13 protein-coding genes are annotated in these 14,792 nt (G+C 56.9%); 7 read left to right on the top strand and 6 right to left on the bottom strand.

The genetic code is table 11. The features are described from left to right. Positions 1 to 71: 71 nt before the first annotated feature. Entirely contained in the window at positions 72 to 509 is a 438-nt protein-coding gene (locus GWQ29_RS16715; RefSeq protein WP_169047187.1) for a DUF2846 domain-containing protein, read from the top strand. A gap of 78 nt (positions 510 to 587) precedes the next feature. On the opposite strand, the gene GWQ29_RS16710 is transcribed toward GWQ29_RS16715, so the two are convergent. From GWQ29_RS16710 to uvrD, 3 genes are all read right to left on the bottom strand, one after another. Continuing rightward, positions 588 to 1,574 carry a DUF262 domain-containing protein gene (locus GWQ29_RS16710; protein ID WP_169047186.1) on the bottom strand — a complete coding sequence of 329 codons (987 nt, stop codon included), beginning with the start codon at positions 1,572 to 1,574 and terminating at the stop codon, positions 588 to 590. Continuing rightward, positions 1,574 to 2,185: a hypothetical protein gene (locus GWQ29_RS16705; protein ID WP_169047185.1), complete on the bottom strand. Its 612-nt coding sequence runs from the start codon at positions 2,183 to 2,185 to the stop codon at positions 1,574 to 1,576. Before GWQ29_RS16705 ends, GWQ29_RS16710 begins: the two co-directional genes overlap by 1 nt. Positions 2,186 to 2,633: 448 nt before the next feature. After that, entirely contained in the window at positions 2,634 to 4,805 is a 2,172-nt protein-coding gene (uvrD, locus tag GWQ29_RS16700; RefSeq protein WP_169047184.1) for a DNA helicase II, read from the bottom strand. A 428-nt stretch (positions 4,806 to 5,233) separates the two neighbouring features. On the opposite strand from uvrD, the gene GWQ29_RS16695 reads away from it, so the two are divergent. The 4 genes from GWQ29_RS16695 (at position 5,234) to GWQ29_RS16680 (ending at position 10,062) form a co-directional block, all read left to right on the top strand. Then, positions 5,234 to 6,232: a BMP family ABC transporter substrate-binding protein gene (locus GWQ29_RS16695; protein WP_017412538.1), complete on the top strand. Its 999-nt coding sequence runs from the start codon at positions 5,234 to 5,236 to the stop codon at positions 6,230 to 6,232. 83 nt (positions 6,233 to 6,315) lie between these two features. Continuing rightward, a complete protein-coding gene (locus GWQ29_RS16690; protein ID WP_275919886.1) occupies positions 6,316 to 7,896 on the top strand; it encodes an ABC transporter ATP-binding protein in 1,581 nt (526 codons plus the stop codon). Positions 7,897 to 7,975: 79 nt separating this feature from the next. Then, positions 7,976 to 9,094: an ABC transporter permease gene (locus tag GWQ29_RS16685; protein ID WP_059113998.1), complete on the top strand. Its 1,119-nt coding sequence runs from the start codon at positions 7,976 to 7,978 to the stop codon at positions 9,092 to 9,094. A 2-nt stretch (positions 9,095 to 9,096) separates the two neighbouring features. Beyond that, positions 9,097 to 10,062 (top strand): ABC transporter permease, encoded by a 966-nt coding sequence (locus GWQ29_RS16680; protein WP_265422378.1) that lies wholly within the window; start codon positions 9,097 to 9,099, stop codon positions 10,060 to 10,062. A gap of 164 nt (positions 10,063 to 10,226) precedes the next feature. On the opposite strand, the gene GWQ29_RS16675 is transcribed toward GWQ29_RS16680, so the two are convergent. Together GWQ29_RS16675 and GWQ29_RS16670 are read right to left on the bottom strand one after the other, a co-directional pair. Continuing rightward, entirely contained in the window at positions 10,227 to 10,667 is a 441-nt protein-coding gene (locus GWQ29_RS16675; RefSeq protein WP_021141250.1) for a TM2 domain-containing protein, read from the bottom strand. 170 nt (positions 10,668 to 10,837) lie between these two features. Continuing rightward, positions 10,838 to 11,743, bottom strand: coding sequence for a LysR substrate-binding domain-containing protein (locus GWQ29_RS16670; RefSeq protein ID WP_059169152.1), 906 nt, complete (start codon positions 11,741 to 11,743; stop codon positions 10,838 to 10,840). A 120-nt stretch (positions 11,744 to 11,863) separates the two neighbouring features. On the opposite strand from GWQ29_RS16670, the gene GWQ29_RS16665 reads away from it, so the two are divergent. Both GWQ29_RS16665 and fghA read left to right on the top strand, forming a co-directional pair. Continuing rightward, a complete protein-coding gene (locus tag GWQ29_RS16665) occupies positions 11,864 to 12,991 on the top strand; it encodes an S-(hydroxymethyl)glutathione dehydrogenase/class III alcohol dehydrogenase (RefSeq protein WP_275919885.1) in 1,128 nt (375 codons plus the stop codon). Positions 12,992 to 13,041: 50 nt separating this feature from the next. Next, positions 13,042 to 13,878, top strand: a complete 837-nt coding sequence (fghA, locus tag GWQ29_RS16660) for an S-formylglutathione hydrolase (protein WP_275919884.1) — start codon at positions 13,042 to 13,044, stop codon at positions 13,876 to 13,878. A 64-nt stretch (positions 13,879 to 13,942) separates the two neighbouring features. Here fghA and GWQ29_RS16655 read toward each other — a convergent pair whose 3' ends face one another. Next, entirely contained in the window at positions 13,943 to 14,665 is a 723-nt protein-coding gene (locus GWQ29_RS16655) for a head GIN domain-containing protein (protein ID WP_265422376.1), read from the bottom strand. Positions 14,666 to 14,792 lie beyond the last annotated feature (127 nt).

Below are 14,792 nucleotides of genomic sequence, written 5' to 3'. Positions count from 1 at the left end.
ATGGGCAATTGCCAGCCAACCAAGCCCCATGCGAACCTTTAAACCCCATTAACCCACTAAAAACAAAAACTATGTTCAGGCAAATAATGATGGGTGCCGCCCTGCTGTCGGCGGCGCTGCTTTCCGGTTGTGCTTCCGTACCCATGGCTGATGCCACCGCAGACGTGCAGGCCAAGCAGTTTGTGGCGCCCAAGGATGCGGCCAACCTCTATATCTATCGCAACGAGACCTTCGGGGCGGCCGTTAAAATGCCGGTGCTGGTGGATGGTATGGCGGTCGGCGACACAGTTGCCCACACCTATATCCTCAAGCAGGTGACGCCGGGCAGCCACACCATCACCTCCAAGTCGGAGAACGATGCCACCCTGACTCTCAGCACCGAGGCGGGTAAAAACTACTACGTCTGGCAGGAGGTCAAAATGGGCCTGCTGATGGCCCGCTCCAAGCTGAGTCAGGTCAGTGAAGAGGAAGGCAAGCAAGGGGTGATGGAGAGCAAACTAGTCAAGTGATCAGATACCTTCACCTAACAAACACGGCGTAGCCTTACCAGCTACGCCGTTGTCAAAAAGGTTTGGGGACAAATTTTTCTACCCTAGGATATATTTCCTAAAAGCCTCTGATCGAATAACCCTAGCCTTTCTATCATTCGTACCAGAATACATTGAGTGATAAAAAGCTCCGTGATCAGTGTCTTTCGCATTTTTACTTGCGAGAACTGCATTATCAAAAGCATTTAGCCTGTTTAATATATCACTAGGAAGGGTATCGGTTGTGCAGAGTTCCACTACGAGAGTGAAGAAACATGATTTTCTAAACCAAATCGAATCTGCTTCCAAACCTAACCCTTGGATTATTGCTACTGATTTGAGTATTTGTGATTTTATCTTATGTGAATCAGGGAATGCTTCGTTGAATTCTGCTACACACTTCTCAACTTCATTATCTCTGGGATAGTATCCGCCTCTCACAAGAGTGGACATGACCTGTAAGAAGAAGTGAACATCTGCCATACGTGTAAATTCTGATTCATGAAATACGCCAAATTCCTCAAGCGCAACTTCATTTGCAAGTTCTTTAGCAATTTGAATAAACTTACCATCGTAAATGGCATTGTGAATTTCAATGTTATCCAGTTTGAATTTGGTCAGGTTTATTCGGCGGAATATTTCTCTGACTAAATCATCTTCAACCTTGCCAATGTCTCGTACAACGACCTGATAAGAAAGAAAGTTTTCTCGAGCTTCCTCGCTCAATTCATCAAAGCTTGGGATGCTTTTTAAACTCTTTTTAAACTCATTTTCTATGTAGTTTTTTATAGTGGTTAGTCGCTGTTGTCCATCAATTACCTTTTGGGTTGTTCGTAATTTTTTCGTGTCTGTCGAGCCTTGACAAACATATATTTCAGGGAAGGGGAACCCATTCAGTATGGTATCCAAGAAAGCCTCTTGGTGCTCGTGTGTCCAAACAAACTTTCTTTGAAAATTAGGCGCAAGCTCTAACCTGTGAGTATCTATTTTTTCATATATATCAGCAATGGTAGGATTTGTAACTGACGGTTTAATTTGAGCTGCCATTATTTATATCCTTGTGTTCTTTGCTTTTTTAAATTGTTCAGACCAGAGAGCATGTAATCTTCCAAGTGTTGATGGCTTTTAAAAACACCGGCATTTACAGGATAGTTACCAACCTCTGACTTGCCATTCGATATGCTTCTAAAAAAATCAAACCAATCATCTTTAATCGCTCTCATTTGGAATGAGATTGGTAATTTATCCGGCCTAATCCAACCGAGAGCAACATACTCTAAAAAAGAATGATATGTATCCAATTCCTTTTCTTGAACTACTCTTCTGTTCTGTCTTATCATCATTTGATACTTGGCTATATCTTTCATCAGTGTATCAAATAGAGTTGGAGATACCAGAGCTACATCGATATCAGAATCATAGTCAAAAATTTTATTCTTGAAGGGACTAAAACCTAATTTAGCTGAGCCGGTTATATATACTTCATGAAATGGAATGTTGAATTTGTTTGCGATTTTTTTCCTAAATTCATAGAAGTCCTCATCCCTCATGTTAAATACATATGGTGTACCATGCAGAACATGCTTTCGACAAAAATCCAGCATAGCATCTTCTTCAGTTTTACTTCCGAGTTCACGATTAAAATCATCTAGGTTCATTTTGGTAATCTCACCTATCCTAGTCGTGCTGCTGCTTAAACACTGAACTAGTACATTTACTGTGCACAAACATAGCCTTATTGAGCCAAGACCTACGTATCCTCTTCACATCCTGTTGAGTTGATAGTGCAGTCTACCGAACAATTAAATTGACTACCGACCTTGAGCTAGAGCCCTCAACTGTTAAGCGATAGAGGTGAAAATAATGATTACACCTAGAAAACTTCGCGCAACAATTGGATTCTATTGGATATGGTAAAGGATCGATAGAACAAAGGAAGGGTGAATCATGAGAAATTTGAGATGGAGCAAGAAATTTTTCATCCAGCTCGTAGGTTAGAATATCGTAAGGGTATTCGGACGATCGCGAATTTAAAGTTATCGCGATCACAGATATAAAAATCAACCCGGCATAAGCCGGGTTGATTACATCAAAAGGCGGAAGAAATCAGAGCGCCTCTAATCTGGCGTAGGCCGTCACCAGCCACTTGGCGCCTACGTCATCGAACTGGATCTGTACCCGGCTCTGCTGGCCGACCCCTTCAAAGTTGAGCACTATCCCTTCCCCGAATTTTGGATGGAGCACCCGCTGGCCGAGCGTGATGCCGCTGGCGTCGAAGCTCTGCTGCACCTCGTTCTGGCTGAAGCGGCCGTACTGGGTGGGTCTGCTCACCTGGGTGCGCAGCCGGATCTCTTCCAGACACTCGGCGGGCATCTCGCGGATAAAGCGGCTCGGTTTGTGGAACATCTCGCGGCCATAGATGCGGCGGCTCTCGGCATAACAGATGTAGAGCTTCTCCATGGCGCGGGTCATGCCGACGTAGCAAAGGCGGCGCTCCTCTTCCAGGCGGCCCGACTCCTCGGTCGATTGCTGGCTGGGGAACATGCCCTCTTCCACGCCCACCAGCAGCACCAGCGGGAACTCCAGCCCCTTGGCGCTGTGCAGTGTCATCAGCTGCACAGCGTCGGCATATTCGTCCGCCTGATTCTCGCCGGATTCCAGCGCCGCGTGGGCGAGGAAGGCCGACAGATCGCTCATCTCTTCCAGCTCATCCGGGCGGTTGTATTGACGGCAGGCAGTGACCAGTTCCTCCAGGTTCTCTACCCGTGCCTGGGACTTCTCGCCTTTTTCCGCCAGATACATGGCCTTGAGGCCGGAATTCTGGATGGCGATATCCGCCTGCTGGTGCAGCGGCAGCATGCCGACCTGTTCTTCCAGCGCGTCGATCAGATCGACAAAGCCGCGCACAGCGTTACCGGCGCGACCGGTCAGCACCTTGTCATTGAGCAGCCCCTTGGCCGATTGCCAGAGGTTCTGTCCCTGATCCCGGGCGTTGGTGCGCAGTATCTCGAGGGTGCGATCACCGATGCCGCGGGTCGGGGTGTTGACCACCCGCTCGAAGCTGGCGTCGTCGCCACGGTTGTTGATCAGCCGCAGGTAGGCCATGGCGTCCTTGATCTCTTGCCGTTCGAAGAAGCGCAGGCCGCCGTAGATGCGGTAGGGCATGGCGTCTTGCATCAGCGCCTCTTCCAGCACCCGCGACTGGGCGTTGGAGCGATACAGAATGGCGCAGTCGGCCAAGAGGCCGCCCTTCTCTTTCCAATCCTTGAGGCGGCCGACCACGAAGCGGGCTTCGTCCACCTCGTTGAAGGCGGCGTAGAGGGAAATAGGGTCGCCCTCGGCCCCCTCTGTCCACAGCTCCTTGCCGAGGCGCTCAGAGTTGTTGGCAATGACGCAGTTGGCGGCCTTGAGGATATTGGCGGTGGAGCGGTAGTTCTGCTCCAGGCGAATGGTCTGCGCCCCCTCATAGTCGGTCAGGAAGCGCTGGATGTTCTCTATCTTGGCGCCGCGCCAGCCGTAGATGGACTGGTCATCGTCGCCGACGATCATCACCTTGCCGCTGTCACCTGCCAACATCCGCAGCCAGGCGTACTGGATGCCGTTGGTATCCTGAAACTCGTCCACCAGTATGTTCTGGAAGCGATCCCGGTAGTGCTCGAGGATGTGGGGCTTGCCCAGCCACAGCTCGTGGGCGCGCAGCAAGAGTTCTGCAAAATCCACCAGCCCGGAGCGATCGCAGGTCTCCTGATAGGTCTTGTAGATCTGCTGATAGGTGCGGGTGACGGGGTCGCCGTAGAGGTCGATGTCGCCGGGGCGCAAGCCCTCGTCCTTCTTGCCGTTGATATAGCTCATCACGGCGCGCGGGGCCCAGTGCTTCTCGTCCAGGTTGAGCGCCTTGATGACGCGGCGGATGAGGCGGTACTGGTCGTCGGAATCGAGGATCTGGAAATCCTGCGGCAGACCCGCGTCCAGATGGTGAGCCCGCAGCAAGCGGTGGGCGATACCGTGGAAGGTGCCGATCCACATGCCGCGCTGCATGCTGCCCAACACCTTCTCGACCCGGCCACGCATCTCGGCGGCGGCCTTGTTGGTAAAGGTCACGGCTATGATGGAGAAGGGTGAGCAACGCTCCACCTGCATCAGCCAGGCAATACGGTGCACCAGCACCCGGGTCTTGCCCGAGCCGGCGCCCGCCAGCACCAGCAGATTGCTGCGAGGGGCCGCCACCGCATCTCTTTGCTTGTCGTTGAGCCCGTCGAGCAGGGTTGAAACGTCCATCACCACTCCTGTTTATTTATACAGGCGGGGATTATACGACCTGTGGCGCCACAGACCAAATCCGAGTGAATGACGAACCGCTGCGCTTGTACAGGGGCGGCTTGGTGGCGGGCCGGGACCGGGGAAATCATGAACCGGCACCAATAGAAACCGCTTCTCCTCCGTCCAGAAGAAAACGCTTGCTTATAACCATATGAATGTAAACACAAATGTCGTTTGAAGCCTGTATTTCACAGAATTTAAATCTAAAAAAAGACATTAAAACAAACACTTATAAATTGATCTGCTTATATTTCAAACCGTTACCGCAAACGTTTTTCCTTTATGATCTGCTTGACCCGCTCCATGGCTCACTTACAGTTAGCCAGCGTGCTTTATGCCTGCTCCGGCAGGCTGTGGACCCTCACATAACAATCAAGGATACGATCGTGACTAAAGTGCTCAAGCTGGCCACCGTGGCCGCCCTCACTCTCGCTGCCCTCTCTGCCCAGGCAGCCACCCAACCCGCCGTCATCTATGACACCGCCGGCAAATTCGACAAGTCGTTCAACGAAGCCGTGTTCCGCAACGGCGTCGAAGTCTACAACAAGGACAAAGGGGTCAAGGTCAAGGAGTTCGAACCCCAGAACGAAGCCCAGCGTGAGCAGGGTCTGCGTCGTCTGGCCAGCCGTGGCAACGGCCCCATCGTCGCCGTCGGCTTCAACATGGGCTCGGCCGTCGAGAAAGTGGCGACCGAATTCCCGAAAACCCAGTTCACCATCATCGACATGGTGGTCGACAAGCCGAACGTGCAGTCCATCATCTTCAAGGAGCATGAAGGCTCCTTCCTGGTGGGTGCACTGGCTGCCATCGCCTCCAAGAGCGGCAAGGTCGGCTTCGTGGGCGGCATGGACATACCGCTGATCCGCAAGTTCCAGTGCGGCTATGAGCAGGGTGCCAAGTACGTCAATCCGAAGATCGAAGTGTTCCAGAACATGACAGGCTCCACACCGGCGGCGTTTGCTGACCCGGCCAAGGGTGCCGAGCTGGCCAAATCCCAGTTCGCCAAGGGTGCTGATGTGGTCTATGCCGCCGCTGGCGGTACCGGCATCGGTGTTTATCAGGCCGCCAAGGACGAAGGCAAGTTCGCCATCGGCGTTGACTCCAACCAGAACCACCTGCAACCGGGCACCATGCTGACCTCCATGGTCAAGTCGGTCGGTCTGGCCGCCTACCAAACCTGGGATGATGCCGCCAAAGGCACCTGGAAACCGGGTATCAAGAACCTGGGCCTGGCCGAGGGCGGTGTGGATTGGGCACTCGACAAGGACAACGAGAAGCTGATCACCCCCGAGATGAAAGCCAAGGTGGAAGCCATCAAGGCCGACATCATTGCCGGCAAGGTCAAGGTGCATGACTACATGAGTGACAGCACCTGCAAATACTGAGTTACCGCTACGACTCTCAACCCGATGACCGGCCCGCACGGGCCGGTTTTTAGTCTCTTTTCATGACTCGCAAGGACTGCATCATGGACCAGACAGATCGCTATGCCATCGAATTAAGGGGTATCGATAAGCGGTTCGGCGACGTTTACGCCAACAAGCAGATCGACCTCAAGGTTCAAAAAGGCAGTATTCACGGCATCGTCGGCGAAAATGGCGCCGGCAAGTCGACCCTGATGAGCATCATCTACGGTTTCTACCACGCCGACAGAGGCGAGATGTTCATCGACGGCAACCCCTTCAACCCCCATGGCTCACAAGATGCGATCACCGCAGGCGTGGGCATGGTGCACCAGCACTTTATGCTGGTGAACAATTTTTCCGTGCTGGAGAACGTCATTCTGGGCGCGGAGAACGGCTGGCACCTGGGCCAGAGTCTGGCGGCGGCCGAGAAGCTGCTCGGCGAGCTGGCGCGAGACTATGGTCTCGACGTACCGCTGCACGAGAAGATCGAAGATCTGCCGGTGGGCCTGCAACAGCGGGTCGAGATCCTCAAGGCGCTCTATCGCGGCGCCCGCATCCTGATCCTCGACGAGCCGACCGGGGTACTGACCCCTCAAGAGGCGGATCACCTGTTCGAGGTGCTGAAAAAGCTGCGGGATCAGGGCGCGACCATCATCCTCATCACCCACAAGTTGCGGGAGATCCTGGCCATCACGGATCAGGTTTCCATCATGCGCCGGGGCGAGATGGTGGCCCACGTGGCGACCAAGGATACCGACAAGGAGCAGCTGGCCGAGCTGATGGTGGGCCGCAAGGTACGTCTCAAGGTCGACAAGGACCCGAATCTGCCGGGGGCAGCCAAGCTCAATGTCAACGGCCTCAGTTATATCGATGACGCCAGGGTGGAGCGGGTCAAATCCGTCAGCTTCGAGGTGCGAGCCGGTGAAGTGGTCGGCATCGCCGGCGTATCCGGCAACGGCCAGTCCGAGCTGCTCAGTCTGCTCGGCGGCATCCTCAAGCCCAGCAAGGGCAGTTTCACCATCACCAACGACGGCAAGACCCACGAGGTGAGCCTGACTCATCCAGCCGACCCGGAGCGGGTGCGCAACTATGGCCTCGGCCATGTGCCGGAAGACAGGCACAAGATGGGACTCATCAACCGCTTCGAGGCGAAAGAGGCCTTTATCCTCGGCTATCACCGTCGCCCCCAGTACAACAAGGGCTGGCTGCAGAACAAGGAGGCGATCCAGCAGGATTGTCAGGCCAAGATGGAGAAGTGGGATGTGCGTCCGCCCCACCCCGATCACAAGACGGCCAACTTCTCAGGTGGCAACCAGCAGAAGCTGGTGATCGCCCGGGAGGTGGAGCAGGACCCAGATGTGCTGTTGATCGGCCAGCCGACCCGCGGGGTCGACATAGGCGCCATCGAGTATATCCACCAGCAGATCATCGCCATGCGCGACAAGGGCAAGGCCGTGTTGCTGGTGTCGGTGGAGCTGGACGAGATCATGAGCCTGTCTGACCGGATCCTGGTCATCGCCGACGGTCGCATCGTCGGCGAGCTGGATGCCGCCAAGGCAGATGAGCGCACAATCGGCTTGATGATGGCGAACATAGTTCCCGATGAGGTGGCGGCAAGCCAGCCCCAAGGAGCCACAACATGAATGTTCTCTCTAGCTGCATCGGATCTGGTTGGATGATGGCACAGCGGGTGCCTGACGAGATTGCCAAGGAGGCCCACTGATGAGCCAAGCACGTATTCCTGCCTGGATCTCCGTGGGCGTGCTGCCCGCGGTCAATATACTGCTGGCCTTCCTGGTGTCGGCCATCCTGTTCTACTACCTCGACATCAATCCGGTCGATGCCGCCCAGATCATGTGGTACGGCGCCTTCGGTACCGGTGAAGGGGTCGGTTTCACCCTCTACTACGCGACCGGTTTCATCTTCACCGGCCTGTCGGTGGCAGTGGCCTTTCACGCTGGTCTGTTCAACATAGGCGGTGAAGGTCAGGCCTATATCGGCGGCCTCGGGGTTGGCATGGTCTGTCTGCTGCTCGGCGACACCTTGCCGTTTGCGCTGCTGCTGCCGCTCTCCATCATAGCCGGTGGTCTGTTCGGTGCGGCCTGGGCTTTTATCCCGGCCTGGCTGCAAGCCAAGCGTGGCAGCCACATCGTCATCACCACCATCATGTTCAACTTCATCGCCGCCTCCCTGATGGCCTATCTGCTGGTCGAGGTGTTCAAGCCGCCCGGCTCCATGGCCACCGAGAGCAAGGTGTTTGCCGTCACGAGCTGGCTGCCCAAGATGAGCGAGCTGGCGAGCGGTGTTGGCATGGAGATGCCGAACAGCCCGCTCAACATCAGCTTTTTCTGGGCGCTGATCTGTGCGGCCCTGGTGTGGGTCTTCATCTGGCATACCCGCTGGGGGTACGAGATCCGGGCAGTCGGCGCGAGCCAGAGCGCCTCCGCCTACGCGGGCATCTCCTATCCCAAGGTGGTGATCCTGGCCATGGTGATCTCCGGCATGCTGTCGGGCTTCTTCGCCCTCAACGTGCTGCAGGGGGAACTGCACCAGATCAAGCTCAACTTCGTGGAAGGGTTCGGCTTCACCGGTATCGCGGTAGCGCTGATGGGTCGCAACCATCCGGTCGGCGTCATCATCGCCAGCCTGCTGTTTGGCTTCCTCTATCAGGGGGGCGCCGAGCTCAGCTTCGAGTTCGGGGTCGACCGCAACATAGTGGTGGTGCTGCAAGGCCTGGTGATCCTGTTCTGTGGCGCCCTTGAGCACATGATGCGTCCGCGCATCGAGCAGCTCTATCTGGCGTTTGCCAATCGCTCAACCGCGCAAGCCAAGGGAGTGTGATCATGTTTGAACTGCTGATCCTGATGCTGGATGCGACCATTCGTACCGCACCGCCGCTGATCCTGGCTGCGATGGCTGGCATGTTTTGCGAGCGCTCCGGTGTGGTCAACATAGCGCTGGAGGGCAAGTTGCTGGCCTCCGCCTTCGCTGGGGGAGCGGCCGCGGCTGTTTCCGGCTCTGCCTGGGTAGGTCTGGGCGCCGGCGTGGGTGTCTCCATCCTGTTCGCCCTGATGCACGGTTTTGCCACCATCACCCACAGAGGCGATCAGGTGGTGAGCGGCATGGCCATCAATATACTGGCGGCCGGTCTGACCGTGACCCTGGGCCGTTACTGGTTCGATCAGGGTGGCCAGACTCCGGCGCTGTCCGGTGCAGCCCGCTTTGCCCCCATCGAACTGCCCTATGCCAGGGAGCTGTATGACGTGCCCGTGATAGGCCAGCTCTACAGCGAGCTGCTGAGCGGTCACTCCCTGCTGGAATACGTGGCATTTGCCTGCGTGCCGCTGGCCTGGTGGGTGCTGTTTCGTACCCGCTTCGGTCTGCGCCTGCGGGCGGTGGGCGAGGCCCCGGCTGCGGTCGACACCGCAGGTATCTCTGTGGTGCGGATGCGCTACACGGCGCTCATTATCGGCGGCCTGCTGGCCGGTATCGGCGGCACCTATCTGGCGGTAGCCCAGACGGCCCAGTTCATCCCCAACATGAGCGCGGGCAAGGGCTTTATGGCACTGGCGGCACTGGTGTTCGGCAAGTGGAAACCCTGGAGTGCCATGGCGGCCTGCCTGCTGTTCGGCTTCCTCGATGCGGTCGCCATCCGGCTGCAAGGGGTCAGCATCGGCGGTTTCCCGATCCCGGTGCAGGCCATCGAGGCGCTGCCCTACATCCTGACCGTGTTCCTGCTGGCCGGCTTCATCGGCAAGGCGGTGGCCCCCAAGGCGCTCGGCACCCCCTACGTCAAGGAGCGGGAGTAACCCTGCTGCTCTCAACAAGAGGCCCACGGAAGTGGGCCTCAACCTGATGCCCTGGATACGCTGACTTGAGCAATGAAAAGAACCCACTCTTTTTCAAAGAGTGGGTTCTTCCGCAATCCGATATGTTTATTAGAGGATTGCTAATTACCAGAATAAGCTATCTGCTAGAACCATACCTTTTTATTGATGATATAGGTCTGCTCAAATTCTTCATCTGATTTAGATATATAAATAACAAATTCGATGAAGGCAATAAGCCCGATAATGACCGATGGCAAACCTAACAGAATAAAACCAAACAAGAAAATCAGCAGCATGATCACACCTTGCTTGGTGTAGCCAAGATAAAACTTATGCGCACCGAAGGCACCCAGGAAAAATGCAAACAATGCAGCGGCCACCTTCTTGGATGCCCCAACATTAGAGGCGATGGCGTAAATGGCTTTTGCGTGCTCGCCTTCAATAGAGAAATCAACTTTCAAGCCATTCTTAGGCAGTTGGCTCCCTTTCCACTCAGTAATATCAAACTGATATCTATTACTATCATCCCCAGAAATCAAACCGGTACGAGCTGTTTCATTAAAATCAATAACCGTGCCTTTCATTATTATCTGTCCTTTAGCAAGAAGAGGAAAAAAGACCAAGTATGAGCAGGTCTAATTCGGCTGACAGGCTACATCAAGAAAGGCTCATATGAAACAAAAATCCATCTGGATACATTGGTATTCTGCCCACCCCCTGTGGTCCCTCTCTTTTATACATACAGCGACCCCTATCAGCCAACCGGGCGAACCAGGGCGGGTTGGTGAGGATCGCTCAGCCGCTCGGCCAGGTAATCCACCAGCAGCCGTACCTTGGGGGAGAGATGACGGTTGTGGGGATAAAGTGCCCAGATCCCCTCCTCCGGTGCCCGCAGCTCGGGCAGCAGCTCGATAAGCTCCCCCCGGGCCAGGTGGTCACTCACGTAGTAGTCCGGCAGCTGGATGATGCCGATCCCCTTGAGCGCCGCATCCAGCAGGGCGTGGCCGCTGTTGCACTGCAACAGACCGTGCACCCGGACGCTGTGAGGGCGGCCATCCAGGGTGAAGTACCACTCGTCGCCATTGCCCACCAGACAGGTATGGCGGGTCAGCTCGGAGAGGCTGTTGGGCATGCCGTGGCGGGCTGTGTAGGCTGGCGAGGCGCACACATAGGGCACCCGTTGCGCCAGCTTGCGCGCCACCAGACTCGAATCCTTGAGGTGGCCAAGCCGGATCGCCAGATCGTAACCTTCGTGCACCAGATCCAGCAGCTGGTTGGTGAGGTTGAGAGTGACCTCCAGCTGGGGGAAACGCACCATGAAGTCGTTTACCAGCGGGGCGATGCGGCTCTCACCGTAAGAGACGGGTGCCGTGATGCGCAGAGAACCCTGCGGCACCGCCTGATGGCGTCCCACCGCCAGCTCTGCCTCGTAGAGGTTGTCCAGCAGCTGGCGGCAGTGGCGATAGTAGATCTCGCCTAGCTCGGTAAGCCGCACCTGACGGGTGGTGCGCAGCAACAGCTTGGCCTGCAACCTGTCTTCCAGTTGTGCCACCTGCCGGCTGACTTGCGCCACCGACACCCCCAGCTTGCGCGCTGCCGGGGTAAAGCCCCCCTGCTCCGCCACACTGACAAATTCACAGATCCCTTCCCAGCCGAGCATTATTACCTGTGTGTAAAAGTGATTTGATATTTAGCCTTATTATCACCAAATCGAAGGGAAACTACACTGCATACCTGAGTTCATCTCTGTTCACCTACCGCAACAAGAAGGATGTCATTCATGGCACAGGTTCAAAGCATCAAGTGTAAAGCCGCCATCGCCTGGGGACCGGGCCAACCCCTCTCCATCGAAGAGGTGGAGGTCATGCCACCCCAGGCCGGTGAAGTGCGGTTGCGGATCGTCGCCACCGGCGTCTGCCACACAGATGCCTTCACGCTGTCCGGCGAAGATCCGGAAGGGGTCTTCCCCTGCATCCTGGGCCATGAAGGCGGCGGCATCGTCGAGTCCATCGGGGAAGGCGTCACCAGCGTCAAGGTGGGGGATCACGTGATCCCGCTCTACACCCCGGAGTGCGGCGAGTGCAAATTCTGCAGATCCGGCAAGACCAACCTGTGCCAGAAGATCCGCACCACCCAGGGCAAGGGACTGATGCCGGACGGCACCACCCGCTTCTCCAAGGATGGTCAGCCCATCTATCACTACATGGGCACCTCCACCTTCAGTGAGTACACAGTCCTGCCCGAGATCTCCATCGCCAAGGTGGACCCGGCTGCTCCGCTGGAAGAGGTCTGCCTGCTCGGTTGCGGCGTCACTACCGGCATAGGCGCCGTGATGAACACCGCCAAGGTGAAGGAAGGTGAGAGCGTCGCCATCTTCGGGCTGGGTGGCATTGGCCTCTCCGCCGTGATCGGTGCCCGCCTCGCCAAGGCCGGTCGCATCATCGCCATCGACATCAACGAGAGCAAGTTCGAACTGGCCCGCAAGCTGGGTGCTACCGACTGCATCAACCCGAACGATTACGACAAGCCCATCCAGGAGGTCATCGTCGAGATGACCGACGGCGGCGTCGACTTCTCGTTCGAGTGCATCGGCAACGTCAAGGTCATGCGTGCAGCGCTGGAGTGCTGTCACAAGGGCTGGGGCGAGTCGGTCATTATCGGCGTCGCAGGAGCGGGCCAGGAGATCAGCACACGTCCGTTCCAGCTGGTCACCGGCCGGGTCTGGCGCGGCAGTGCCTTCGGTGGCGTACGCGGTCGCAGCGAGCTGCCGAGATATGTGCAGCGCTACATGCAGGGGGAGTTCCGTCTGGACGACTTCATCACCCATACCATGGGGCTTGAGCAAATCAACGAGGCGTTCGAGCTGATGCACGAAGGCAAGAGCATCCGCACCGTCATTCACTACTGAGCATGATCACCCCGCCCGTCCCTCGACGGGCGGGGTGCAGGAGTTCCTCGATGAATCTGGACATTATCAGCAGCAACAAGAGCTTCGATGGCTGGCACAAGCGCTACAGCCACAGCTCCAGCGTGCTCGGCTGCGAGATGCGCTTCGCCATCTATCTGCCGCCCCAGGTCCTCACCGGCCAGAAGGTGCCTGTGCTCTACTGGCTCTCCGGCCTCACCTGCACCGATGAAAACTTCATGCAGAAGGCGGGGGCGCACCGCATCGCCGCCGAGCTCGGCATCGCCCTGGTGGCACCGGACACCAGCCCCCGCGGCGAAGGAGTGGCGGACGATCCCGCTTACGATCTCGGCATGGGGGCAGGCTTTTACGTCAACGCCAGCCAGAGCCCCTGGCGTGATCACTACCAGATGTATGATTACGTCACCCGCGAGCTGCCTGACCTGATAGAGACCCACTTCCCGGTATCGACCCGCCGCGCCATCAGCGGCCACTCCATGGGGGGTCACGGCGCCCTGATCGCCGCCCTGCGCGAGCCCGGTCGCTACCGATCCGTGTCGGCCTTCAGCCCCATCAGTCACCCGAGCCGCTGCCCCTGGGGGCAGAAGGCGTTCGGCGCCTATCTCGGCAACAATCCCCTGCTGTGGCAGGAGTGGGATGCCTGCCAGCTGCTGCGCCACCACCCGGTAACACCGCTGCCGACCCTGGTGGATGTGGGGCTGGACGATCCCTTCCTCGCCGAGCAGCTGCACATCGATGCCCTGGCGGATATTGCCGCCAGCAAGGCCTGGCCGCTGGAGCTCAATCGCCACCCCGGCTATGACCACAGCTACTACTTTGTGGCGAGCTTTATCGAGGCCCACCTGCGCTTCCACGCCCGCCATCTCTGATCAAAACAGGCCCATGAAGGGCCTGTTTATTTGCTACTTTCGATCATCTGCTTGCGGTCAGGCTTCAGCTGCCCTGGCGGGTCACGTCCCCCGAACCTGCGATCTCGCTCTGCAGCTTGGGATCTCCCCAGTAACTGACCGAGCCGGATCCGGCGATGCCGACCTTGAGCCGCGCCTGCGCCCGTACCTCCACATCCCCGCTGCCTGCTATGTTGACCTCGACATCTTCGCTGGCGAGCCCGGCCCCCAGCACATCACCGGAACCGGCGATGTTCAGCGCCATGGCTTTGGCCGAGCCTTCACCCAGATCCAGGCTGCCCGAGCCGGCTATGTTGCCCTCCAGACGGTTCAAATCCAGCTTGCTGGCGACTATGTCACCCGTTCCGGCCACAGACAGCACCAGCCTGTCCCCCTTGAAGCCATGCAGATCACCACGGCCCGTGCCCGCCAGCGCCAGTTCATGGAGCTCGGGCAGAGTGATGGTCAGCTCCAGCGGCTCTGTGGGGTCGAGCCGGTAGCCATCCTTCACCTCTATCTCCAGCTTGCTGCCACTCTCGGTCAACTCCAGATAGGGCAAGAGGTTCTCCTGTCCCTTGATATGAATGCTGCTCGCCTCACCCGCCACCAGATGAATGTTGGCGGGCACACCGGCCAACACCCGGGTCACCTGTTTGCCCATGGGTTGATGCTGCTCGATGACAGCCCCCGCACCGGTCACCCGTGTCTCATCCAGCCAGCTGCAGCCACTGAGCCCCATGGCCAGCATCATTCCCATTATCAGTTTCATCGTCACTATCCTCGTTGTGTTCTGGCCGTGTCCGGACCCATTCGGTCTCAAAGAGGGCAAACATCGTGCCATATAAACAACTATATGATTTTTATGGATATACCTATTATTCATGGCATCGTCATCA

The organism is Aeromonas sp. 2HA2 (genome assembly GCF_029237345.1).
Classification (GTDB): domain Bacteria; phylum Pseudomonadota; class Gammaproteobacteria; order Enterobacterales; family Aeromonadaceae; genus Aeromonas; species Aeromonas salmonicida.
The sequence above is the reverse complement of the archived record's forward strand: the minus strand, read 5'-3'. Positions and strand labels throughout refer to the sequence as shown.